This window comes from Bacillus cereus group sp. MYBK101-2, from assembly GCF_051918845.1.
Lineage (GTDB): Bacteria > Bacillota > Bacilli > Bacillales > Bacillaceae_G > Bacillus_A > Bacillus_A paranthracis.
The window spans coordinates 49,641-73,702 of record NZ_JBQAIE010000018.1; the positions used below are offsets into that span (position 1 = coordinate 49,641).

Sequence of the window (24,062 nt, forward strand, 5' to 3'; positions counted from 1 at the left end):
AAATGAAGGGTTTCTTTTTTATAGTGTAATACTTTCTCCAGCTTCTAATACTTTCCCTGTACAATTTTGTAGCTTTTCGACAAATTGATATGGATCTTGTTCAATTACTGGGAACGTATTGTAATGCATCGGTACAACAGTTTTCGCCTGAACCCATTTTGCTGCTAAAACAGCATCTTTTGGTCCCATTGTGAAATTATCACCAATTGGTAAAAATGCTACATCAATGTTATTTAATTCCCCAATTAATTTCATATCAGAGAATAGAGCAGTATCCCCTGCATGGTACAAAGTCTTCTCTTCTGCTGTAAATAAAATACCCGCTGGCATACCTGTATATGTAATCGTCTTATTTTCTTCATCAATATAACTAGAGCCGTGGAATGCTTGTGTAAACTTCACTTTTCCGAAGTCAAATTCATGTGAACCACCAATATGCATCGGATGTGTATTTACACCTTGCCAACTTAAAAATGTCGCTAGTTCAAATGGTGCCACTACAACCGCATTATTTTTCTTCGCAAGTTCTACTGTATCTCCAACATGATCACCATGACCGTGTGATAAAAGAATCGCATCTACTTTTACATCTTCAGCCTTTAAATCTGTTTTTGGATTTCCTGTTAAAAACGGATCAATTAAAATTACTTTTCCATTCGTTTCAATCTTTACAACTGAATGCCCGTGATAAGATACTTTCATTATTACATTCCTCCCCTTATTACATTCTCACTTTTTATTCTACATGATTTTTCAATTCCCTGTCTTTTCTAACATCTATTTACTTGTCATAACACTTTCTTCCGAGTTAAAGTTATATTTGTAATTAAATATCTCGGGGGTGCCAATCGATGAATGCTAGATTAGAAAATTTAATGCAATGGCTAAAAGAAAAAAACGTTGAAGCTGCGTTCTTAACTTCTACACCGAACGTCTTCTACATGACAAACTTCCACTGTGAACCACACGAAAGACTTCTTGGTATGTTTGTATTCCAAGAGAAAGAACCTATTTTAATTTGCCCTAAAATGGAAGAAGGCCAAGCACGTAACGCTGGCTGGGCACATGAAATTATCGGATTTACTGATACTGACAGACCATGGGATATGATTGCAAAAGCAATTAAAGACCGCGGTATCAATGCAAATGCAGTTGCAATTGAAAAAGAACATTTAAACGTAGAGCGCTACGAAGAATTAACAAAATTATTCCCAAATGCAGCTTTTACGTCAGCTGAGGAAAAAGTTCGTGAACTTCGTTTAATTAAAGACGAAAAAGAACTTTCTATTTTACGCGAAGCAGCTAAAATGGCAGACTATGCTGTTGAAGTTGGTGTAAATGCAATTAAAGAAGATCGTAGCGAACTAGAAGTATTAGCAATTATTGAACACGAATTAAAAACAAAAGGCATACATAAAATGTCATTTGACACGATGGTATTAGCAGGTGCAAACTCTGCTCTTCCACACGGTATTCCAGGTGCAAACAAAATGAAACGCGGCGATTTCGTACTATTTGATTTAGGCGTAATCATTGACGGTTATTGCTCTGACATTACACGTACAGTGGCATTTGGCGACATTTCTGAAGAGCAAACTCGCATTTACAACACTGTACTTGCTGGACAACTACAAGCAGTTGAAGCATGTAAACCAGGTGTTACACTTGGCGCAATCGACAACGCTGCTCGTTCTGTTATCGCAGATGCAGGTTACGGCGACTTCTTCCCGCACCGTCTTGGTCACGGACTTGGAATTAGCGTACATGAATATCCAGATGTAAAAGCTGGTAACGAGTCTCCATTAAAAGAAGGTATGGTCTTCACAATCGAGCCAGGTATTTACGTACCAAACGTAGGTGGTGTTCGTATTGAAGATGATATTTATATCATAAAAGACGGATCAGAAATTTTAACGAAATTCCCGAAAGAATTACAATTTGTAAAATAATAAAAAAGGCAGCGTGAGTGCTGCCTTTTTTATTTCTCTACTACTTCAAACTTCTCTACAATCATTTTTGCGGGATAGCTTTCAAGCATTTGAGAAGACCATACTTTTATTTTATCCCCTGTTTTTAATTGATCATATGCATCTTTATCCTTAAAAATTAGTACTATATGTGATGGATAATCTTGATTCATTTGTTGTTCTATATAATTTTGCAGCTCTACTTTCGTTTCAAACGTTTTACCACCGATAAAAAACACCGTACCATCTCTTAGTATGACATACCCTTCTTCAGGTACTTTTTTTACTGCTACTTGCTCTACTCGTTTTGTAGTACACGCTGATAATATGGTTAGAAATACAATTATAAACATTAATTTTTTCATATACCTATTCATTTTTAACTCCTTACTCAAGGCTATTTCAAATTTAACACCATCTTCTCCTCATACTTATCATCCCATTTAATCACAACCTCTATCGGTTCATCTTTAGATAAAGGCGCACAACTTATACAAGATGATTTCATTTCAATCTTTGCTCCTTTATGAACTTCTGACGTTTGTGTCATTGTACGAAAGGTTTCATTTACAAATATGAAGAAGACGAGCGCCTCGTTTATCCGATTGTCGCAATGCTACAAAATGGTCTAAAGGAAGAAGCTCTCATATTAGCCCTTCATAATTTAGTAGCTCAATTACCCGTCCAAAAACAAACATTACATATTAAATCGTATGAGTACTTATACGGAAATATAAAATCTTTCTTACGCAGCTTATTTTTCAGACTACGCACACTGTCTATATGTAAAGAAACCGAATGCGAAATTGAAAAATTGCTACAAGAGCTTCCAAAATATTATTAAAAAAAGAAGGCCACTTAAAAAGTACCTTCTTCTATTTCACTAATATTTAATTGAAATTTCACGATCCAAACTGAGAAAAGGTGGACAAGAAGCGCAAACGCCATACATGCTCCGCTTAAAAAAGTTAGTATAGGATGCGAATACACGTGCCCTAATCCATAGGATATCGCCACGAAAAACATAGTTATGTAAATATAAATTGCTCCATGTATTTGCCTCATACAAACCTCCTTTTCCCATAGTATAACATAAATTTTCTGATTATTCACATTAATAGACTGTAATTAATATTTCTCAACTGTTACACCTCTAACAGCAGCCTTAATATATGGTGCTCCTTGTAAACTTTGTAAATCCTCTGTTTTTCCTGTTACAACTACAACGTATATGGGTAGATTTTTTGGTTTAAAGTTTTCACCTTGTTATAGTTTCCCCTAAATTTTTTTAATATCCCTCGTTTTTTTCACTTAAAGATATCTAAATACAGCTTTTCTTCAAAGTTTTTTTCAAGATAAAAAAGCAAACCTACCTTGATGTGCTTCTCCCAAAAATACTATTCTATTATTTCATCGCGTCCTTCACAACATCTTGAATCATAACGACTTCTGTTTTCATTTCAACAGACGGTACTTCCTCATCAATACATTCATACCAAAATTCCAAGTGCTTTTTATCAATTTCATGATGAGAATTTTCGACAAGAGCCCCGCCTTCTCCTTGCACAGAATACCAATATAAGTACTCTTCTCCATCTCTTATTTCCCGGAAAATTGTCTCAACGTACATCTTTTCGTCGTTTAATGTCAAAAGTACTTCTTTCATATTGTCATTCAGAAGCTGCAACCATTCATCTACACGATGACTTTTACCAGGCTTCACTTTAAATCTCGTTAATTCCACATTCATTTTTATTCCCCCGTTTTCTTCCGTACAAATAATCTATATTCTATTGGATTATGAAAACTTAATTTGCTAGCTAATTTTTGCGAAGGAATATTGTCTACATAACAATCCCAACACGGTGTAATATCATTTTGCATGCAATGCTCAATGAACCGCGTCGCAACAGCTTGGGCTAATCCTTTCCCTTGATATGCTTTATGCGTCACAATATCAATTTCAGCAAATCCGTTCCCACTAAATATTGAAACACATTCTGCTACAATCATTCCCTCTAGTTCTATACAAAATCCAAAACCACCGTTTAAAAATGTTTCTTTTGATCCCCAATATTCTTTATAGTACTCCTCTGTAAATTCACCGCTTCGTTCTATATATCTTCTATCAATACGCTTCACTTCATATGTATTTTTGTTACAATCTCGTTTTCTCTCTTCAAAGGTTACGCTTTGAAATTTCATTCGCGGAATGTTTCGAAGTACATGACTAAAACGTTCTTCTATCATCATTTCCCACTCGTCACTCGAAGAGAACAATGTAAATCTCTTCTCTGTTTTTTCGATAGCCTTTTTTATAAACGAAAATAAATCTTCGTTGTAATTTTGATCATCAGTATGACCAAATAAATAATAAATGCCATTCGCTGTACGAATTAGTCCTGCTGTTAACTTCTCGTTTACAAAAACATCACCATCTATCACTTGATCACATACCGCATAAGCAAACGTCGTCGTTTTTGTATGGCTTTCTAAAATCGGAAGGATTTTTCTATACTCAGCTACAGATAATTTTTTCATAATTGCTCCACTTTAATCGTATCCGCCTCTATATTTTCAAAACAAAGATTTACCGTTCTCTTTAATGCTCTCGTTCTATGAATCGTGCATGCTGGAATTAAGATAGAATCATTCGGCTTTAAAACCGCTGTTTCTCCATCTTCAAAATCGATAAGTAATTCTCCCTCTAGTACAATAAATAATTCATCCGAATTAGAATGATAGTGCCAATCGTATTCACCAGTAAATACAGCGATTCGTAAGCAATGACTATTTACATTTGAAACGACGAAGTTTTTATGTTGATCTTGAATGTCTTTTGTTAATTCTATTAAGTTCACAGATTCCATCTTTCGTCTCACCCTTTCATTAGTCGTTCTTCTGAAAAACTAACTTAGTCTCCACCACCTCCACAATCTCCTCCACCATCACTTGAGCTGCTACAATCGTTGCTACTATAGTCACCAAATCCGCTTGATGAACTTGAAGCGGATGAAGATTTTTTATTCCTTTTTCTTTTCTTATCTTTCTTACTTTCATGACTAGGCCATACTGTATCAAATAGTACAGAGAATAAGACTAATTGTATTGCAACAAGGAGAAATTCTAAAATACTCTCAATAATATTAGGAGTTATCTCCAAACTGTAAAACACTCCAAATGAATACATACACAAAATTACATACAGAGCCATACAAATATACCGAAATGTTTTTTCTATCATAAGAACTACTTTTTTTGAAAGAGGTATATTCTGTTCCTGTTTTTTCTTTATGTACTTTTGTCTTTTAGCTTGCTTTTGCTTCCTCTTTTTACTCCCCATCCAATCCCCTCTTTTTATTATATAATTCTAAATTATCACAATAAAAATCGATTTACACCAATAAATAACAATTATTCACATGTTATTTCCCCATATAAAAAAGACCCTCCTTATGAAAAGGAAGGTCTCAAATGTATTTCTATTATGATAAAGCAGGAGCTTTTTCAAGTAGCTCTTTCGCATCAGCATATTGTAAGCCATGAGCTTCTGCAACTGCTTCGAATGTTACATATCCATCTAATGTATTAATACCTTTTAGTAATGCAGTGTTACCTAAGCAAGCATCTTTGTAGCCTTTGTTCGCAATTTGTACTGCATATGGTACTGTTACGTTTGTTAATGCAAGAGTTGATGTACGTGGAACCGCACCTGGCATATTAGCAACTGCATAATGAACAACGCCATGTTTTTCGTAAGTTGGGTTGTCATGAGTTGTAATACGGTCAGTTGTTTCGAAAATACCACCTTGGTCAATCGCGATATCTACAACGACAGAACCTGGCTCCATTGATTGAATCATTTCTTCTGTTACAAGTTTTGGCGCTTTTGCACCTGGAATTAATACTGCACCAATAACAAGATCAGATTCTTTTACAGCTTCTGCGATGTTGTATGGATTAGACATTAACGTTTTTACTTGGTTACCAAAAATGTCATCTAGTTGACGAAGACGTTCTGCACTTAAGTCGATGATTGTTACATCTGCACCTAAGCCTACTGCGATCTTCGCTGCGTTTGTACCAGCTTGACCACCGCCGATAATTGTTACTTTGCCGCGTTTTACCCCTGGAACGCCTGCAAGTAAAATACCTTTACCACCTTTGTTTTTCTCAAGGAATTGTGCACCGATTTGTGCAGACATACGACCTGCTACTTCACTCATAGGTGCAAGTAATGGTAGTGAACGATTGTCTAATTGTACTGTTTCGTATGCAATTGATACGACTTTGTTATCAATTAATGCTTTCGTTAATTCTGGTTCTGGAGCTAAGTGTAAGTATGTGAATAAAATTAAACCTTCACGGAAATAGCCGTATTCACTTGCTACTGGCTCTTTTACCTTCATAACCATATCTTGATTCCATGCTTCTTCAGCAGTTTCAACAAGTTTCGCACCAGCTTGTACGTATTCTTCATCTGTAAAGCCAGATCCTAAACCTGCTCCTTTTTGAACAAAAACTTCATGACCATTTTGTACTAAATGTACTGCTCCCGCTGGCGTCATTGCCACTCGGTTTTCATTGTTTTTAATTTCTGTTGGAATACCGATACGCATGATTAGTTCCCCCTTGAGTTATGAAATGACCCCTGAATCATTTTTTAAAGCGCTTTCTACGCTCTTATATTTTAACATAATATCTCAATATTTGACAAAAAATAATACAAGTTTTCCGATAGATTTAATTTTATATTAAAGGACAGTATTATCCGCACCTATCAGCATAAAGGATAAACTGTCCAATTATTCGAAACTTCACTTTATTTTTTTCTATCGATGTCTATGAATAACATCTACTGCACCAGTTACTTCAATAATTGTACCGGTAATCATATCGGAATCTTCCTCGCATAAAAACGAAATCGTTCTTGCGATATCTTCACCTGTTCCAGATCTACCAATTGGTGTGTTACGTTCTTTCAACTGACGTGCTTCTTGAATTGTCGCTTCTTTCATTTCACCAATAATATCACCAGGACATACCATATTTGCAGTAATACCATATTCTGCTTCTTCGTAAGCAACTGTTTTCGTTAATGAAACAAGTCCTACTTTCGCTGCTGCAAAAGCTGAACGATAAATCCATCCTGGTGCACTATCTGCCCCTTGGAATCCGTAATTAATAATACGGCCAAAGTTCTGTTTTCTCATAATCGGAACGACAAGCTTCAACAAATGAAATACAGCTGTTAAATTACCCTGAATCATTTCATTCCATTCATCTTCTTCATAATCGACTAACTTTTTTCGTTCAAATACATATGGACCAGCATTATTAATTAAGAAATCAATTTTGCCAAAACGGCTTATCGCTTCTTCTACTATTTTATGTAAATCTTCTTTTTTCGTGACATCCGCTTGCACGAATTGTAGACGCTCTTCCATATTTTTATATGTTTCTTTCATTTTTTTCATAGCCGTGATATCGCTATGATACGTTACTGTTACTGAATACCCTTTAGCCAATAACTTCTCTGTTACTTGCTTTCCTAAACCTTTCGTACCGGCTGTAATGAGCGCGTGTCTCACAAAACGGCCCCCTTTTAAATTGCTATAGTTCATATGTAACAAGTTCTCGCACCAATTACAACTAAAATGAATTGAAACAGAGTTTTCGAAATTCTGTAACGTTTCTGGCAAGCACATTACCAAAATTTGTTTTATAATAAAGTTGTAAACGGTAATAAAAATGATTGGGAGGAATTTACTATGAATAATACATATACAAATATTTTAATCGCGGTGGATGGTTCTAAAGAAGCAGAAAAAGCCTTTAAAAAAGCAATTCAAGTCGCAAAACGCAACAATGCAACATTAACTATTGCTCATATCGTTGATGTAAAAGCATACTCAGCAGTAGAAGCTTATAGCCGTGCAATTGCTGAACGTGCAAATCTATTTGCAGAAGACTTATTAGAAGACTACAAAAAAACTGCGCTTGAAGCTGGCCTTGAAAAAATTGAAACTGTATTAGAATTTGGTAATCCTAAATCAAAAATTTCAAAAGAAATCGCTCCAAATCATAAAGTAGATTTAATTATGTGTGGTGCAACTGGTTTAAATGCTGTTGAGCGTTTCCTAATTGGTAGCGTCTCTGAACATATTATTCGCTATGCGAAATGCGATGTCCTTGTTGTTCGTGGTGATGAGGAGCAAGGTGAGCTTTAATTTATAAATAAAACACCAAGTCCAGATGGGCTTGGTGTTTTTCATTTCACATATTTTACTATAAATACAAGACAAGCCACAATAACAATAGTAATTGCCAATACATAAGGCGGGAGAAACTTCAAAGACCATAACGCCATCATAATCGTCGCAACCGTTAAGTACGTTTGCTTTGCATCTTCTGTCATTTTTTTACGAAGGAAGAATACATACAAATAACCAAGTGGCGGCGTAATAAAGCAAAGAACATATATGATTTTAGATTTTAAATACCATTTTTGTTCCCCAAGTTTCTGTATATCTTCTTCTATTCTCTTATGCTCTTGTTCTCTCGCTTCTTCTACAAGCGGATCTTCCTCTTCTCCTCGCTTTTCTTTCATATAAGGAAGAAAATGCATGAAAAAATAGTATGCAAATACGAACGCTCCAAATCCAATATTTACTCTTTCTATTGGAATATGCTCACTAAAAAAGACAGCAGTAAGCACTAAAGACAAACAGTATGTCATCATCCAAAATGAACGTTTTCTCTTTTTTCGTTCCATTTCTTTTTTATCTTGTACATGTTTTCTTTTCGAAAGCCATATCGAAATACAGCAGTCTACTACAAATAGAATAAAGATAAATATCCCGATGTGTACTGTTTCTACATCCTCAAATGAAAAGATATTTGGGAATGCAACGTGTAATACAATTAGCGTATACAAAATTAACCCTATAAAATAAATACGTCTCATTTTCCATCCCTTTCTTATTTCCTAACATTACATTAACATACATTTTTTAGAAGTAAACGGACAAAATATATATGTTGAAAAAAGGAGGCTGCTACATGGATGATTCTGAACGCATTATTTTAGATGTGAATGGGAAAGAAATCGAAATGTTAGATACGATTCGTACTCATTTTAAAGAAAAACATGGTGTGGAACTAAGTAATGGTGCATTACTACGAGATTTGATGGATATTGAGTATATTCGAATTACGGAAGATCGGCATAAGTATGATTGATTTTAAGCTATAAAAATTACAAAAGAAGGTACACTTCCCTCTACTAAGGTTAGCGTACCTTCTTTCTAATCAATCAACTTCCCACAAACTCTCCAACTAATCCCTTCGCCTTCTCCAAAGCTTTTTCAATCTGTTCAAACCCTGTCCCGCCAGCACTGTTACGGCGCTTTACAGCGGCATACGGTGAAAGAACTTCATACAAATCTTCTTCAAATAACGAGCTCATTTCTTTATACGTTTCAAGTGGTACATCTACTAAATAAATTCCTTTTTGTGTGCAGTGTAGCACTAACTTCCCAACAATTTCATGAGCTTGACGGAATGGTAGTCCTTTGTTTGCTAAGTAATCGGCAATTTCTGTTGCGTTAGAGAAATCTTGCGTTACAGCTTGCCCCATTTTTTCTTTGTTTACAGTCATCGTCTCTAGCATGCCTGCCATAATATGAAGGCAGCCTTCTACTGTTTTTACTGTATCAAACATTCCTTCTTTATCTTCTTGCAAATCTTTATTGTAAGCGAGCGGTAATCCTTTCATGACTGTAAGTAAACTAAATAAATTACCGTACACTCTGCCTGTTTTACCACGAATAAGTTCCGCCATATCCGGATTTTTCTTTTGCGGCATAATGCTGCTTCCCGTTGCGTATTGATCGCTCATTTCAATAAATTGAAACTCTTGGCTACTCCATAAAATAAGTTCTTCGCAAAAGCGTGATAAGTGCATCATAAGCATAGAGGAGTTACTTAAAAACTCCAGTATGAAATCACGATCGCTTACTGCGTCTAAACTATTTTCATACATTCCATTCAATCCAAGAAGCTCCGCGCTATATTCTCGGTCAATCGGGAATGTTGTCCCAGCTAACGCTCCTGCTCCTAATGGCGAAATGTTAATACGCTTTAACGAATCTTCATAGCGGTTCACATCGCGCTCTAACATCCAAAAGTAAGCGAGAATATGATGTGCAAATGAAATCGGCTGGGCACGTTGCAAATGCGTATAGCCAGGCATAATCGTTTCAATATTATTTTCTGCTTGATGAACAAGAACAGTTTGCAATTGTTTTGTAGCTTTTATAATATGTTCTACTTTTTCTTTTAAATATAAATGCATATCAGTCGCCACTTGATCGTTACGACTTCGGCCAGTATGAAGTTTCCCTCCTACTTCACCGATTTTTTCAATTAACATCTTTTCGATATTTAAATGAATGTCTTCCGCTTCAACGGAAAAATGCAATTTATTTTGTTTCGCTTCTTCTAATAAATATTGAAGACCTACCTTTATTTTATCGGCTTCTTCTTTCGTAACGATGCCTTGCTTTGCTAGCATCGTTACGTGCGCAATACTTCCCTTTATATCTTGATTTACTAATTGTTGATCGAAGGAGATGGATGCTCCGAACTCTTCAACCCACGCTTCCGCTTCTTCTGTAAAACGTCCGCCCCAAAGTTTGCTCACGCTTCCACCTTCTTTTGATTCACTTGGCTGTATACTTTCGTCGGTAAACCGAATAATGAAATGAATCCAACTGCTGCATCATGATTAAATTCATCCTGAGCAGTATATGTTGCTAATTTTTCATCGTATAAAGAGTACTCAGATTTACGTCCTTCTACAATTGCATGACCTTTAAATAATTTCACACGCACCATGCCTGTTACATTCTTTTGCGTTTCTTGTAAGAAAGCATTCAGCGCTTGTTTTAAAGGCGAGAACCATAAACCGTTATAAATAAGTTCTGTTATTTTTTGCTCAATCATCGGTTTAAAATGCGCTACTTCTTTTACGAGTGTTAAATCTTCCAGTTCCTTGTGCGCCGTAATTAAAGTCATCGCTGCTGGGCATTCATATACTTCACGCGATTTAATACCGACAAGACGATTTTCTACGTGATCGATACGTCCAACGCCATGTTTTCCAGCAAGTGCATTTAACGTTTTAATTAATTCTGAGAGTGGGTATGCAATACCATTTAAAGTCGTCGGTACGCCTGCTTCAAAGCCGATTTCTACAAACTCTGGTTTATTCGGTGTATCTTCTAATGCTAATGTCATCTCATATGCATCTTCTGGCGGTGCTGCCCATGGATTTTCTAAAATGCCACATTCATTACTGCGTCCCCATAAGTTTTGATCGATTGAAAATGGGCTGTCTAAATTAATCGGAATTGGTACATCGTTTTCTTTTGCATAGGCAATTTCTTCTTCACGTGACCATTTCCATTCACGTACAGGCGCAATCACTTCTAAGTAAGGATTTAACGCTTGAATAGAAACTTCAAAACGAACTTGATCATTCCCTTTCCCTGTACATCCGTGTGCCACTGCAGTCGCTCCTTCTTGTTCTGCAATCTCTACTAATTTCTTCGCGATAAGCGGACGTGATAACGCTGAAACGAGAGGGTATTTCCCTTCGTATAACGTGTGCGCTTGCATCGCCATCAATGCATATTCATTTGCAAATTCTTCTTGAACATCAATCATATATGATTTAATTGCACCTACTGAAAGTGCCTTTTCTTTTACAAATGCTAAGTCTTTACCTTCCCCTAAGTCTAAACAAAGCGCGATAATATCATAATTCTTCTCTTGTAACCATTTAATTGCAACGGAAGTATCAAGACCTCCAGAATATGCTAATACAACTTTTTTCTTCTCCATTTTGCATCCCCCTAAAGAATAAATATTCATTTTCTTTTATAATAATTCAAACTTTAACACCTTTTATAAAATGTATCAAGAGTCATTTTCAAATTTTTTCAAACAATTTCGTCGAACTTCTTTCTGTTTTTTTGTACAATATAAGCAGGAAAACGGGGGTGCACTTATGGAAAAGTATTTCTTATACGATGAACATCTCGGAATTGAAATTCCGCATTTACAAGAAGACTGGGAAGATATCCCCGAAAAAATGCAACATGCGATTTTATTAAAATGGGAACAAGTTCGCGGAAAGATTCCTGATCGTATAAAAGAACTCGAACATTATATTAATGCAAAACAGCATCATTTAAATAACGAAGAAGACTTCGAAATTTCTTGCAAACTGAATTCAGAAATTGCCGATCTCGCTTCCATCATTAATGACCTTTGGCTTTGGTATCGACTCACTCAAAATGTATCTGAGGGGAAAGCACACCAATAAAAAAAGCATGCCCCTCAATTACTTCGGGTCATGCTTTTTTGTCGTAACACGATTTACAATATATTTCTTGTGCTGTTTTTGCCAAACACACATCAAATGGACCAACTAATATACTTCTTTCTTTCGGCAACTTTACAAAAGCAATAAGCTCTTCTTCATATTGAATCTTTTTCTGACATGAAGCACATGTTAACTCTTTTCTTTTAAACATGTCTTTTAGCATATTCTCACTCTCCTCTTCATCTATCTATATTAATATACTCTCATAATAGTTAAAACTTGTAAAAACATGACACATTATAAAGTAAATGATTCATATACTATGTACAAAAGGAGGCCTTACACTTATGCGCGCTTTCGTTATTATCGCTTTAACTTTTTTAAGTGTGATTAGCTGGGATGCGTTTTTTAAAGATAAAAATACAACTGAATAGAAACTCTTCTTTTCTTACTTATTGGACAAACTAAAAAAACTGTCCAATTCTCCAAAATAACTTAGGCTTTTCTACAAAAATATTTAAACATAACAATTTTTGTAGATTTCCTCCGTTTATTGTCGGTTTCCATCCGCATACATTTTTTGAAAGTATGATATAATAATATAAATCTTGAAGGAAGGGATTTTGATATCATGATCGCTCGAAGGAGCATGTGGCATCGTATTGACGAATCATACACGTAGCGTATTTTCCAGCTCAGATACTTTAGTCTAGCGAAAAAAATACGAGAGTGGGGAAATTATGATTGCCCGAAGGATAATTTGGCAAAAAAAAGACTCTTCTTACACATAGCGTTTTGTTTAGGGCTTAATTGTTACTAGCTAAACAAAACAAAGAAGAGCAGGATTGCTAAATGAAGAATCCTACTCCACGTTTTGTTTAGTCGTTTTAAGACTTAAACTAAAACGAAAGTAGGGAGAATTGATGGACGAGAGGATTATTCGTTATTTCTTCAGCGACATATAGCGTAGTTAGTTTTTTCGTAAACTAACTGAAGCTACATGTGAGCTCGTAGTTAGTTTACAACACAAAAAAGGACTACTAACTACGGAAAGAAGGAATAACGATGAGGAACATCCAAAGTCGACAAATTATTAAAGAAGTTTTTATGGTTTTAATCGGTTCATTTATTTTAGCAGCAGCGCTATATCACATTCACTTCCAAAATCACTTAACAGAAGGTGGCTTTGTAGGTATCGCACTATTCATCCAAAATTTTTATGATATTTCACCATCTATTTCAACTGTAATGATGGATATCCCAATTATTCTACTATGCGCTTCATTGTTAGGTAGAAAAATGGTTGGCTATTCATTCTTAGGTTCAATTTCATTCGGAGTATTTTATTCTCTTATGGAAAATTATTCTCCATTTACGGTCGATTTATCAAATAATTTATTTATAGCTGCAGTAGTTGGCGGTGCGTTAGCTGGTATTGGACTCGGTTTTATATTGCGATTTGGCGGTGCAACCGGTGGAGACGATATTTTAACAATTGTATTAAGTAAAAAAACACGTTTTACAATTGGGCAAATTTTCTTCGTCTTTGACGCGATTGTTCTTGCGCTTTCATTATATTATTTAAATTGGACAGAAATTGCTTTTACTATTCTTTCGATTGCCGTACAGGCAAAAACATTGGATTTAATTTATTATCCAAAAACAGAAAAAGCAGAAGAAAAGCAGCCAGTATCTATTCCACTGTCCAAAAAGCATGCAACAAATTAAAAAAGCGAAAGGCTTCGGCCTCTCGCTTTTTTTATGCTCTTTTTTCCTTCTCGACTATGTGGCGCACTTGATAAAATCTATTTGCAAATTCAGTAACGTTTCTTGTTAAACGATAATTCACTGTAGACCCGATTGCCATTCCAATTACCGGAATACCTTGGAATAATTTACGACGAAGGGCATAAATCGAAAATGTTTTCAAAATTTGTTTTAAAATAATTTCAGTAGAAGCTGGTTGTAACACCGCTTCATCTCCTTCGTAGAAGAAGGAATCTTCTTGTTCTAGCTCTTGCAGTAAATTGTACCATGCGTATTGCTGAAGTCTTCCTGGTAGTAATGACGCATGAAATACCTTTAACGCAAGCATCATTTCATACGGCTTGTTCACATCATGCCCAAATGACGTTGCAATAAGTTGGACAGCCTTCACATTTAACGCAATCATAACCGGAAAATCAGCTGTTAATAATAATAAACCTCCAGCACCCGTTGCTCCGCCTTGTACGAATGAATATAGGCGATGTCGTGCTGTTTGCTGCTCTGCTATGTATGTTAATTGATCAATAGATAATGCTTTTAAATCCTCTAGTTGCTCAATCGATTCGTCAAATAATCTCGATGTTCCTAAAATACGATTACGCGCCTCTAACTGTGATTGTGAACTTTGAATCAATGCATGCAAATGAAAGAGCCATCCATCTGCTTTCGTAAAGAAATCTTTTCGTTTTTTCTCAGGTAGTTTCGCAATTGTAGTATGTACCCATTTATCAAACATTTTTTGAAAATCAGTCGCTTCTTGCTCAACTAATTGCGATTCCCATTCTTTTATATTGTCTAAAATGGCTTGTTCTCGCTTCGATCGCATCGTAACAACCACCTCGTTCGATTTTTTTCTATTGTAACATATTTCTGCTTATTCTTTGCAAATATGCTTGTCTATCTTTATTCACATACCACTTTTAGTGACATAAAATATTAACAAAAAGGATGAGATAAATCACATGAATCTATCCGATATAAAAAAAGAATATCATGCAGTATTCAGTTTAGGACAAAACTGCTGGCCTGCTTGGGCGTTATATCAATTCAAATTATCACCATTTTTTGGCGTTATTGATTTTATGCTAAGCCCATCATTAGAAAGGGTGAATATATTATTACAAAATCGATTTGACCGTTTTTTACAGTTAGAAAACTTATCCTTCATCTCATTTTGGGATGATGATGCGAAATTAAGACTACGGGACAATCTATATGAAATCGACTCCTGCCACGACTTTAAAACAGATGTAAACACACCAACTTCTTGGCCTTCTTATACAGAAATTAAGTTAAATTATGAGCACCGAATTAATCGTTTTCTAACAACAATTGACACAGCACAATCCATATTATTTATTCGAACTGGAGGAACATACGAAGAAGCACGTTCCTTGGAACACATTTTATCTCAAATCGTTACACATACATTCTCTGTCCTATTACTCATTCCTGAAGATGTACCAACTGTTACGGAAGAAGATTGGGGATTGCAAAATATTTGCGTTATAAAATGTCCTATTATGGATGTATTTCAGTACAATGAAACATTTTGGAATGACTTATTTAATGGCATCGTAATTCGACCACATTCTTAAATACACGACACTTTTATTACGCAATACATTATAATCATCCTTATACAAAATAAAGTGAAACTTTAATCAGTGGGGTTTTTGTTCATCCCCCACTGATTATTAGCCCTCACCAATCGGACTTTTACGGACAGCCCGCCCCCCCCACCTAACTTCTTTGCTTCCGCTGAATTTTGAGGTGGGGGTCTTACTGCCCGTTAAAGCGGGATAAATAAGGAGTGATTGTATATGTATCCACGTGCAAAAGCTTTCGGTCTTGCTTTACATCACGAGCGGCTTCTCGTACAAGAATATCATACAGACGATGAAACATATTACCGTCCTCTTGGCGGTTCAATTGAACTTGGTGAAAAATCAGCACATACCGTTATTCGTGAATTTCAAGAAGAGCTTCATACAGAAGTGGAAATCACTGCTTATTTAGGTTGCTTAGAAAACCTCTTTTATCTTGATGGAGAAATTGCTCATGAAATCATTCAGTTATATTCTTTACGCTTATTAGACACGTCACTATATGGAATAGAAGTACTGAATATACAAGATGAACAAACAGTATCGTATGCGAAGTGGATTCCCATTACAGCATTCATTCAGGAGAAAAAAGCACTATATCCAGATGGAATTTCAAACTATATCCAAAAGAAAAAAGACGAAATCCTATAGGACTTCGTCTTTTTTTTCATATATTAACCGATGTTTCCAAGACGTAGTACGTCACGAGCGATCATAACTTCTTCGTCAGTTGGAATTACAATAATTTTTACTGGAGAATGTGGGAAGTTGATGAATGCTTCCTCACCGAATACGTTATTGCGTTTTGCATCGAAGTATACGCCCATGTATTCAAGGCCTTCTAATACGCGTTCACGAATAATCGCACTGTTTTCACCTACACCAGCTGTGAAGATGATTGCGTCTACACCTTTCATACGAGCAGTGTAAGAACCGATGTATTTGTGGATACGGCTTACGAATACATCAAGTGCTACTTTCGCACGGTGATCGCCTTCTTCTTCTTTCGCAATGATGTCACGTAGGTCACTAGAGTAACCAGTAAGACCTAACATACCACTCTTCTTGTTTAATACGTTAACTACTTCTTCTACTGTTTGGCCTGTTTTTTCCATGATGTATGGAATTAACGCAGGGTCAATGTTACCAGAACGTGTACCCATTGTTACACCAGCAAGTGGAGTGAAGCCCATAGAAGTATCGATAGATTTACCGCCTTCTACTGCTGCGATACTTGCACCGTTACCTAAGTGACAAGAAAGTAAGCTTAAGCTTTCAAGTGGACGACCTAATAGCTCAGCTGCACGCTCAGTTACATATTTATGAGAAGTTCCGTGGAAACCGTATTTACGGATGCCGAATTTTTCATAGTACTCATATGGTAAGCTGTATAGGAATGCAGATTCCGGCATTGTTTGGTGGAATGCTGTATCGAATACTGCTACTGCTGGTACGTTTGGTAATACTTCTTGGAATGCTTTAATACCAACAACGTTTGCTGGGTTGTGAAGTGGTGCTAAATCGCTTAATTCTTCGATATCAGCTAATACTTCATCAGTAATTAGAACAGAGTCAGCAAATTTTTCGCCGCCGTGAACAACACGGTGACCGATACCGCCAATCTCATCTAGAGATTTAACGATTCCGTTTTCAGTTAATTTTTTAAGAAGCATATTAACTGCTACTGCGTGATCTGGAATGTTTGTAATTTCTTTTTGTTTTTCGCCATCTACAGTAATAGTGAAGATACTATCTTCTAAACCGATACGTTCTACTAAACCTTTTGTTAATACTGTTTCACTTGGCATTTCAAATAATTGGAATTTTAAGGAAGAGCTTCCTGCGTTAATCGCGATGATTTTTGACATCTAGTCTTTCGCCCCTTTTTCTCTTGGTAGTTGTGTGGATGTTTCCACAAACCGCTCGATTTTATCTGATCAAATTTACTAAATATGAAAACGTTTCATCATTAGCAAATTTTATACTCACGATTTTAATTTAAACATCGTACGACATATATTTCAAGTGAAAAAATTGTAACACCAAGAAAAAAAATATATTACAGATTTCAAAAAAATTCAGTTAAATCTTGTATATATTTAAAAATATGACATATCATATAAAACTGTACTACATGAATTACTAGCCCTGTTACATATACCTAGCCTTATTTATGCGTTGCAAACCAAGTATTTAATTGGTCCATAATGTCCTCCATCGCCTTCATGTTGGAGAATTTAGGTAACTCCACTAATAACGCCTGTTTTGGCATCGTTACACTAGGACCTTTCTTTTGGAGAACAAATATACTTTTTGCATTTTTCTCGTTTTTAAACATGGAAACAGGTAGCTGTAATAACCCCTGAATAAAGCATGTTTCTTTAATAAATGCATGCAATTTCGGTGCTTGATCACTTTCAAAAATGAAGTTCGGTACTAGGAAGAATAAGTATCCGCCTTCTTTCGTATGTTTCACACTTTGTTCAATAAATAGGTGGTGGGCATATGACATTCCTTCATCTGCTTTTAACTTATATTCACTTGCACCGATTTCATTTGGATAGTAACCAACCGGTAAATCTGAAACGACTGCATCAACTGGATCGATATAAAGCGGTGCTAGTCCATCTTGATGGAAGAATTCGATTGCATGCTTTTGTAAATTCGCATTTACTAAAGCAAGTTTAATTAGCACTTCGTCCACTTCTACACCAAATCCACTCATCGTAATGTTTTCTTGAGCACTATTGAAAACTGTCGTCATCAAGTTACCCGTTCCAATTGCAGGGTCTAACACAGTAATTTCATTTTGACCCTTCATAAATTTATGGAATAAGTAGCTCATGAACATACCAACTGCATCAGGCGTCATTTCGTGATTCGCTTGTACGCCTTCCTTCATTCCTTTTAAGATGGCTAACTGAAATGCTTTACGAATTTCTTCACCTTTATATGTTTCTTCATTAAACGTACTATATTCACGATTCAGCCTTTCAATTGCTGATTCTGATAATTCCTCTTGTAAAATCGCTCCTTCAAACAAGTTATCCCCTGTTTCTACAAGCGCCTCTAAATATGTTACATCTAATTCTTTACGTAAAACTACCGCAGAAGAATCAAAAATAGAAAATAAAGTTTCTACTGTCTGACTCACGTACATTCCTCCTTCTCTCTTTTACACATAACTTATATCATACCATAATCTGATTTTTTCCCAAAAGAAAAAGCGACCTCTTTTTTAGAGCTCCCTTTTTAGTGATGTATGATGTAACGTCTTCTCTCGTATATCGATTCCATATAGCAATATATGAGAGAAGACGACCTCTTACAAAGAGGTCATCTTCGTTCACATTATTTTGCAGCTTTTGCTGCTTCTAATGCTGCTTCATAGTTTGGATGGCTTGTACCTTCGCTTACGTATTCTACGTAAACTACTTTGTCATTGCTATCTACTACGAATACTGCACGAGCAAGTAAACGAAGCTCTTTCATTACTAAGCCGTAAGCTTCACCGAATGAAAGGTCACGGTGGTCAGAAAGTGTAACAACATTTTCTAAACCGTTTGCTGCACACCAACGTTTTTGAGCAAATGGTAAGTCAACGCTAATTGTTAATACTTTCGCGTTTTCAATACCTGCTGCATCTTGGTTAAAACGACGTGTTTGTGCATCACACACACCTGTGTCGATTGAAGGTACAACACTAATTAATTTCACTTCACCTTTGTATGTTTCTAAACTTACTGGAGATAAGTCATTTGCTAACACTTGGAAGTTTGGCGCTTGATCGCCAACTTTAACTTCTGTTCCAACTAAAGTCATTGGGTTACCTTTAAAAGTTACGTTTGCCACTTGAAAATCCTCCCTTATTTAAACAAAATATGTACAATGTAAATGATAGTTTGTCCCTATCGATAATGCAAATAAAATCGCTTTATTTACAAAAAAATTAAAGAAGCTAATCTATTGATCAGCTTCTTTATTCGTTAAATTTGAAATTCAGGATCGTCTTCTTTTCGTTTATCCATCATTTCTTTCACTTTATCAACAGCTTGTGGCGCTAATTCAATTATTTTATCGATGACGTGTGTTTGCTTATCTAAGTGCAACACTTTTACGCCTTCTCCATTTATAACAAGAAAAGCAACAGGATTAATAGAAACTCCTCCACCGCTTCCCCCGCCAAATGGATGGCGGCCTGAATGTTCTATTTTACCAAATTCACTTCCACCAGCCGCAAATCCGAAGCTAACTTTTGAAACGGTAAGAATTACACTTCCATCAGCAGCTTTAATTGGATCGCCGACAATTGTATTTACATCAGTCATTTGTTTTAAATGCTGCATTGCAGTTGTCATTAAACCTTGAATTGGATGGTCCATTCTATATCCCCCCTATGCTTGAACAGATTTTTCTGTCGTACCAGATCTTTGTCTTCTCATAAACACGAGTAATTTCACCGCTGTTTTTATAGTACGGAATATACGAAAAGATGCTGTTAACTCACATCTTGATGCAAATCCTTTCCCTTGAAAAACAGGAGTAATTTCAAATTCTGGTACGTCGACAATATGCATATATTGTCCTACAACTCCAGCAGCCATCCCTTTTGTCCCCCATGCATATCCGGTGACAATTCCAGTACTAGCTGCGTCGCCTGCTCCAATTTGCGTATGCCATTTCCAACCATTGATTTTCACTCGTTTGAGAAAATCTTTAACGATAGTATGAACTTCTTGCAGCTTTTTTATCAGTTCCCCCATACTATCAAGTTGTGCCATAATTTTATTATCAATTCCGCCGTCCTCTTCAGCTTTTTCGATTTTTTGTCCTGTTTTCTTCTGCTGTTTTTCAATTCTTTCCAACACATCAAATGTATATCGGATCATCCATATTTTCACTTGAAGCAAACATTGCTTTTCCATTTCTGAATATAAAAATGTCACTTTAAGCTTTATTTTCGACAATAGTATAAACAAAATAAAAAGGAGAAGAATTATTATTCCAATTATGAGCCACTTCATACGTATCATCCTTTCACTCCGTACCCATTATCGACAACTTTATTCATCATTAAACAGAGTTTTATAAGATTGAATATAAAAATTTTTCTAAAAATAAAAAGGTATTTTGACAATTTATATCGAAATATATTATTTGAACATATCGTCAGGGAACGGACTCTAATGATATGTAGCACGAAGCATAGAAAATTTAACTGCAGTGGAGGGATACATAATGGCAGATCGTCGCAATTTATTTTTCTTTTATGGTGATGACAAAGCAAAGCTCGTTGAAAAAATGAAACCAATCTATCGTATTTTAGAAGAGAATGGATTCACCATATTAGATCATCCAAAAAATGCAAACGCTATCGTCAGTGTTGGAGATGATGCAACTTTCTTACAAGCCGTTCGTAAAACTGGTTTTAGGGAAGATTGCTTATACGCAGGGATTTCTACGAAAGATGAAATTTCATTCTACTGCGATTTCCATATTGATCACGTTGATACAGCCCTTCAAGAAATTACAAAAAATGAAATTGAAGTGCGAAAATATCCAACAATTGAGGTAGATGTAGATGGTAGCACATCTTTCCATTGTTTAAATGAGTTCTCATTACGTTCTAGCATTATTAAAACGTTCGTTGTAGATGTTCACGTTGATGATTTATATTTCGAAACTTTTAGAGGTGACGGTTTAGTTGTTTCTACCCCAACAGGAAGTACAGCTTACAATAAATCGTTACGTGGTGCAGTTGTTGATCCGCTTATCCCTTGCTTCCAAGTAAGTGAATTGGCATCTTTAAATAACAACACATATCGTACACTTGGTTCACCGTTCATTTTAAATCACGAACGTACATTAACTTTAAAACTAAGACCAGACGGTAACGATTATCCTGTTATCGGCATGGATAACGAAGCGCTTAGCATTAAACAAGTGGAAAAAGCTGTTGTACGCTTAAGCGATAAACAAATTAAAACAGTTAAATTAAAAAACAACTCTTTCTGGGAAAAAGTACAGAGAACGTTTTTATAGTATTAAAATAACCGTAGAATTATGGTGGCCCATAATTCTACGGTTATTTATTTACCCCGATTGGCGCGAGCAACAACCTCTCGCTATCCGGCCGATATTCTTGTCAGTTTTTGTCGATAAGTCGATATATTTTAATAATCGCTGATATATTTCGAGTTACGGTCGATATATTTCAATAATCGCTGATATATTTTTACGCATCTTTTCTATAGACGACTCGGCCATCTATTACGGTCATTTCTGCCTGTACTTCTTTTATTTCTTCTGCCTCTATTTCAAAAATATCGCGGTCTAATATCGTAAAGTCTGCTTCATATCCTTTTGTAATTTGCCCTCGCTTCGCTTCTTTTCCAATCGCATAGGCACTTCCTGTTGTAAATAAAGAAACAGCCTCATATACCGTTAATCTTTCTTCTGGCATATAACATAAACCGTCAATAAAACTTCTACGTGTAACAGCGCTATATATACCTAGAAACGGATTTACTTGTTCAATGGGTGCGTCAGAACCACCGTTGCAGTGTAACCCTGCTTCTAGTAACGTTTTCCACGCGTATGCATAACGGAGACGATGCTCGCCTAGTTTTTCAATGACTGACGGGAAGTCCGATGACAGAAAGACGGGCTGAATATCGATAATAGCCGGCAAATATTTCATTCTCTCAATCAACTCTTCACGAGCGAGCTGACAATGAATAATGCGGTCGCGTAATCCTTTTGCTGGTGGATATAATTCAAGTGCATCAATGACATATTCAAGAGATAAATCACCGATTGTATGAATCGCAACTGGCATATGTAAGTCTCGTGCTTTCTTCACTAACTCCGCAAGCTCTTTGCGCGAGAAGATTGCAACTCCATTTGTTTCCTGCGCATCTTCATACGGTTCACTTAATAAAGCTGTTCTTCCGCCAAAAGAACCGTCAGAAAAAATTTTCATCGCACCAAATTCAATATAGTGTTCATTTTCATATTCTTTTCGTTCATGTGCTACTTCATGGTGAACGAGTAAATGTGCTTTAAATGGCATATCCTTTATGACATGAGAAAACGCATTGTGCGTTTTTCTAAAGCCCCCGTAATAATTTAAATCTTCCGTATGCCCACCAACGAGGCCATATTGCCAACAATCTTTAATCGCTGTTTGCAAAGCCCTTTGTAAATAAGCTTCATCAATTTCAGGTTGTACATGTTTAATTAATTCTTGCCCTTGTTCATATAAAAGTCCCGTTAACATATTTGATGAATCACGACCGATTTTCCCGCCTTTCGGGTCTTGCGTCATTTCTGTTATGTTCGCTTCTTGCAATATGTATGAATTCACCCATGTAACGTGACGACAAACTCGCTTTAATAAAATTGGATGTTCTTTAGAGATTTCATCTAAATCACGTACATGAACTTGCTTTGTATCTGTAAAATTATTTTCATTCCAGCCTTCTCCAATAATCCAAGAACCTTTTGGTGCTTTTTCTACGCGCTTTTGAACGAGAGTAAGCACTTCGCTATATGATGTGCAATTTGATAAATCTAGACGAAGTAACCTCTCTCCATGCCCAATAAGATGCATATGACTATCAACGAGACCTGGAATCATCGTTTTGCCTTTTAAATCGTGCAATTTAGCCACAGCATATCGGTTTTCTAACTCATCCTTATTCCCGACATCAACAATCATACCGTTCTCAACATAAATAGCTTCTACTTTTTCTTTCTCTTCTCGCATCGTGTAAATGGTGCCGCCATACCAAATTTCCCCCATATATTTCATCTCCTTTGTTTTATTGTATAAAAAAAGCACCATTCCAAAACATGGTGCTTTTCTAAACATTACTTTTGTTCAGTAGTAGACGTTGTAACTTGCCATTCAATATTAAATTTATCTTTCACTTGTCCGTATGCTGGGCTCCAGAACGTTTCTTGAAGGGGCATAATAACTTCGCCACCTTCTTGTAACTTATCGAATACTTCTTTCGCTTTTTCCGCGTTACTAATTTGAATTGCGATTGTTACTTGAGATCCAATTGCATGCCCTTGACCTGGGAATGTATCAGAAATCATAAGATCCGTATTACCAACTTTTAAAGTAGCGTGTAAAACGCGTTCTTTCGCTTCAGCTGGAACCGGGTATTCTGGATTTTCAGGCATATCACCAAAAGTTTGCATGACTTCCACTTTTGCATCTAACGCCTCTTTATAAAACTGTACAGCTTCTTGCCCACTACCATCTAAAACTAAGTACGGATTAATACCTAAAATCATACGGACACCTCTTTTTTTAATTTATAA

General features: G+C 36.0%; 29 protein-coding genes and 2 pseudogenes. 9 read left to right on the forward strand and 22 right to left on the reverse strand.

Translation table 11 applies throughout. The features are described from left to right. Positions 1-18: 18 nt before the first annotated feature. Positions 19-702 carry a metal-dependent hydrolase gene (locus ACTFSI_RS24330; RefSeq protein WP_000868941.1) on the reverse strand — a complete coding sequence of 228 codons (684 nt, stop codon included), beginning with the start codon at positions 700-702 and terminating at the stop codon, positions 19-21. Between the two features lie 149 nt (positions 703-851). Between ACTFSI_RS24330 and pepQ the strand changes: the two genes are divergently transcribed. Next, the gene (pepQ, locus tag ACTFSI_RS24335) at positions 852-1,949 is read left to right on the forward strand and encodes a Xaa-Pro dipeptidase (protein WP_440045696.1); all 1,098 of its coding nucleotides are present in this window, start codon (positions 852-854) and stop codon (positions 1,947-1,949) included. A 29-nt stretch (positions 1,950-1,978) separates the two neighbouring features. Here pepQ and ACTFSI_RS24340 read toward each other — a convergent pair whose 3' ends face one another. Together ACTFSI_RS24340 and ACTFSI_RS24345 are read right to left on the reverse strand one after the other, a co-directional pair. Beyond that, positions 1,979-2,344, reverse strand: coding sequence for a DUF3221 domain-containing protein (locus ACTFSI_RS24340; RefSeq protein WP_044790636.1), 366 nt, complete (start codon positions 2,342-2,344; stop codon positions 1,979-1,981). A 20-nt stretch (positions 2,345-2,364) separates the two neighbouring features. Beyond that, positions 2,365-2,544: pseudogene (locus ACTFSI_RS24345) on the reverse strand (hypothetical protein); the annotation flags it as partial. On the opposite strand from ACTFSI_RS24345, the pseudogene ACTFSI_RS24350 reads away from it, so the two are divergent. Beyond that, positions 2,536-2,811, forward strand: a pseudogene (locus ACTFSI_RS24350) (DUF2785 domain-containing protein); the annotation flags it as partial. The pseudogenes ACTFSI_RS24345 and ACTFSI_RS24350 sit on opposite strands and share 9 nt — an antisense overlap. Positions 2,812-2,825: 14 nt before the next feature. Here the strand turns inward: ACTFSI_RS24350 and ACTFSI_RS24355 are convergent. The 7 genes from ACTFSI_RS24355 to ACTFSI_RS24385 all read right to left on the reverse strand — a co-directional run bounded on the left by ACTFSI_RS24355 (position 2,826) and on the right by ACTFSI_RS24385 (position 7,591). Beyond that, complete coding sequence (locus tag ACTFSI_RS24355; RefSeq protein WP_001248905.1) at positions 2,826-3,032, reverse strand: hypothetical protein; 207 nt, start codon at positions 3,030-3,032, stop codon at positions 2,826-2,828. Positions 3,033-3,372: 340 nt separating this feature from the next. Beyond that, entirely contained in the window at positions 3,373-3,717 is a 345-nt protein-coding gene (locus ACTFSI_RS24360; RefSeq protein ID WP_001100203.1) for a DUF6176 family protein, read from the reverse strand. A gap of 2 nt (positions 3,718-3,719) precedes the next feature. Then, the gene (locus ACTFSI_RS24365) at positions 3,720-4,508 is read right to left on the reverse strand and encodes a GNAT family N-acetyltransferase (RefSeq protein ID WP_265153015.1); all 789 of its coding nucleotides are present in this window, start codon (positions 4,506-4,508) and stop codon (positions 3,720-3,722) included. Beyond that, a complete protein-coding gene (locus ACTFSI_RS24370) occupies positions 4,505-4,837 on the reverse strand; it encodes a cupin domain-containing protein (RefSeq protein ID WP_044790638.1) in 333 nt (110 codons plus the stop codon). The genes ACTFSI_RS24365 and ACTFSI_RS24370 overlap by 4 nt, the downstream gene beginning before the upstream one ends. 44 nt (positions 4,838-4,881) lie before the next feature. Further along, entirely contained in the window at positions 4,882-5,310 is a 429-nt protein-coding gene (locus ACTFSI_RS24375; protein ID WP_000534957.1) for a hypothetical protein, read from the reverse strand. A gap of 142 nt (positions 5,311-5,452) precedes the next feature. Beyond that, the gene (gene ald / locus ACTFSI_RS24380; RefSeq protein WP_001219405.1) at positions 5,453-6,586 is read right to left on the reverse strand and encodes an alanine dehydrogenase; all 1,134 of its coding nucleotides are present in this window, start codon (positions 6,584-6,586) and stop codon (positions 5,453-5,455) included. A gap of 213 nt (positions 6,587-6,799) precedes the next feature. Beyond that, on the reverse strand, positions 6,800-7,591 hold the full coding sequence (locus ACTFSI_RS24385) for an SDR family oxidoreductase (protein WP_002054921.1): 792 nt from the start codon (positions 7,589-7,591) through the stop codon (positions 6,800-6,802). A 147-nt stretch (positions 7,592-7,738) separates the two neighbouring features. On the opposite strand from ACTFSI_RS24385, the gene ACTFSI_RS24390 reads away from it, so the two are divergent. Further along, entirely contained in the window at positions 7,739-8,197 is a 459-nt protein-coding gene (locus ACTFSI_RS24390) for a universal stress protein (protein ID WP_001066673.1), read from the forward strand. Between the two features lie 41 nt (positions 8,198-8,238). On the opposite strand, the gene ACTFSI_RS24395 is transcribed toward ACTFSI_RS24390, so the two are convergent. After that, the gene (locus ACTFSI_RS24395; RefSeq protein WP_138320993.1) at positions 8,239-8,934 is read right to left on the reverse strand and encodes a hypothetical protein; all 696 of its coding nucleotides are present in this window, start codon (positions 8,932-8,934) and stop codon (positions 8,239-8,241) included. A gap of 95 nt (positions 8,935-9,029) precedes the next feature. Here ACTFSI_RS24395 and ACTFSI_RS24400 point away from each other — a divergent pair, with 95 nt between their 5' ends. Continuing rightward, positions 9,030-9,209 (forward strand): hypothetical protein, encoded by a 180-nt coding sequence (locus ACTFSI_RS24400; protein ID WP_000342760.1) that lies wholly within the window; start codon positions 9,030-9,032, stop codon positions 9,207-9,209. Between the two features lie 73 nt (positions 9,210-9,282). On the opposite strand, the gene argH is transcribed toward ACTFSI_RS24400, so the two are convergent. After that, positions 9,283-10,671, reverse strand: coding sequence for an argininosuccinate lyase (argH, locus tag ACTFSI_RS24405; RefSeq protein ID WP_440045697.1), 1,389 nt, complete (start codon positions 10,669-10,671; stop codon positions 9,283-9,285). Then, the gene (locus ACTFSI_RS24410) at positions 10,668-11,873 is read right to left on the reverse strand and encodes an argininosuccinate synthase (RefSeq protein ID WP_070806949.1); all 1,206 of its coding nucleotides are present in this window, start codon (positions 11,871-11,873) and stop codon (positions 10,668-10,670) included. Before ACTFSI_RS24410 ends, argH begins: the two co-directional genes overlap by 4 nt. Positions 11,874-12,039: 166 nt before the next feature. Between ACTFSI_RS24410 and ACTFSI_RS24415 the strand changes: the two genes are divergently transcribed. Continuing rightward, positions 12,040-12,357: a hypothetical protein gene (locus tag ACTFSI_RS24415; RefSeq protein ID WP_000417212.1), complete on the forward strand. Its 318-nt coding sequence runs from the start codon at positions 12,040-12,042 to the stop codon at positions 12,355-12,357. A 28-nt stretch (positions 12,358-12,385) separates the two neighbouring features. Here the strand turns inward: ACTFSI_RS24415 and ACTFSI_RS24420 are convergent, their stop codons facing one another. After that, positions 12,386-12,580: a hypothetical protein gene (locus ACTFSI_RS24420; protein ID WP_044790644.1), complete on the reverse strand. Its 195-nt coding sequence runs from the start codon at positions 12,578-12,580 to the stop codon at positions 12,386-12,388. 842 nt (positions 12,581-13,422) lie between these two features. Between ACTFSI_RS24420 and ACTFSI_RS24425 the strand changes: the two genes are divergently transcribed. Beyond that, positions 13,423-14,085, forward strand: a complete 663-nt coding sequence (locus ACTFSI_RS24425) for a YitT family protein (RefSeq protein ID WP_001244530.1) — start codon at positions 13,423-13,425, stop codon at positions 14,083-14,085. A gap of 31 nt (positions 14,086-14,116) precedes the next feature. On the opposite strand, the gene ACTFSI_RS24430 is transcribed toward ACTFSI_RS24425, so the two are convergent. Continuing rightward, positions 14,117-14,950, reverse strand: coding sequence for an EcsC family protein (locus ACTFSI_RS24430; RefSeq protein WP_001256872.1), 834 nt, complete (start codon positions 14,948-14,950; stop codon positions 14,117-14,119). Between the two features lie 136 nt (positions 14,951-15,086). Here ACTFSI_RS24430 and ACTFSI_RS24435 point away from each other — a divergent pair, with 136 nt between their 5' ends. Both ACTFSI_RS24435 and ACTFSI_RS24440 read left to right on the forward strand, forming a co-directional pair. Next, a complete protein-coding gene (locus ACTFSI_RS24435; RefSeq protein ID WP_265153013.1) occupies positions 15,087-15,722 on the forward strand; it encodes a papain-like cysteine peptidase in 636 nt (211 codons plus the stop codon). A 225-nt stretch (positions 15,723-15,947) separates the two neighbouring features. Further along, complete coding sequence (locus ACTFSI_RS24440) at positions 15,948-16,382, forward strand: NUDIX hydrolase (protein WP_265153012.1); 435 nt, start codon at positions 15,948-15,950, stop codon at positions 16,380-16,382. Positions 16,383-16,405: 23 nt separating this feature from the next. On the opposite strand, the gene ackA is transcribed toward ACTFSI_RS24440, so the two are convergent. From ackA to ACTFSI_RS24465, 5 genes are all read right to left on the reverse strand, one after another. Continuing rightward, positions 16,406-17,599, reverse strand: a complete 1,194-nt coding sequence (gene ackA, locus ACTFSI_RS24445; RefSeq protein WP_000034576.1) for an acetate kinase — start codon at positions 17,597-17,599, stop codon at positions 16,406-16,408. 299 nt (positions 17,600-17,898) lie between these two features. Further along, complete coding sequence (locus ACTFSI_RS24450; RefSeq protein WP_000084356.1) at positions 17,899-18,885, reverse strand: class I SAM-dependent methyltransferase; 987 nt, start codon at positions 18,883-18,885, stop codon at positions 17,899-17,901. A gap of 197 nt (positions 18,886-19,082) precedes the next feature. Further along, positions 19,083-19,583 (reverse strand): thiol peroxidase, encoded by a 501-nt coding sequence (tpx, locus tag ACTFSI_RS24455; RefSeq protein WP_000024530.1) that lies wholly within the window; start codon positions 19,581-19,583, stop codon positions 19,083-19,085. Positions 19,584-19,717: 134 nt separating this feature from the next. Next, entirely contained in the window at positions 19,718-20,113 is a 396-nt protein-coding gene (gene ytfJ, locus ACTFSI_RS24460; protein ID WP_000350002.1) for a GerW family sporulation protein, read from the reverse strand. Between the two features lie 12 nt (positions 20,114-20,125). Continuing rightward, positions 20,126-20,764 carry a DUF2953 domain-containing protein gene (locus tag ACTFSI_RS24465; protein WP_041184147.1) on the reverse strand — a complete coding sequence of 213 codons (639 nt, stop codon included), beginning with the start codon at positions 20,762-20,764 and terminating at the stop codon, positions 20,126-20,128. A gap of 205 nt (positions 20,765-20,969) precedes the next feature. Here ACTFSI_RS24465 and ACTFSI_RS24470 point away from each other — a divergent pair, with 205 nt between their 5' ends. Then, positions 20,970-21,773: an NAD kinase gene (locus tag ACTFSI_RS24470; protein WP_000785168.1), complete on the forward strand. Its 804-nt coding sequence runs from the start codon at positions 20,970-20,972 to the stop codon at positions 21,771-21,773. Between the two features lie 193 nt (positions 21,774-21,966). Here the strand turns inward: ACTFSI_RS24470 and ACTFSI_RS24475 are convergent, their stop codons facing one another. Next, a complete protein-coding gene (locus ACTFSI_RS24475; RefSeq protein WP_440045698.1) occupies positions 21,967-23,535 on the reverse strand; it encodes an amidohydrolase in 1,569 nt (522 codons plus the stop codon). A gap of 68 nt (positions 23,536-23,603) precedes the next feature. Next, positions 23,604-24,035 carry a VOC family protein gene (locus ACTFSI_RS24480; RefSeq protein WP_000600363.1) on the reverse strand — a complete coding sequence of 144 codons (432 nt, stop codon included), beginning with the start codon at positions 24,033-24,035 and terminating at the stop codon, positions 23,604-23,606. Positions 24,036-24,062 lie beyond the last annotated feature (27 nt).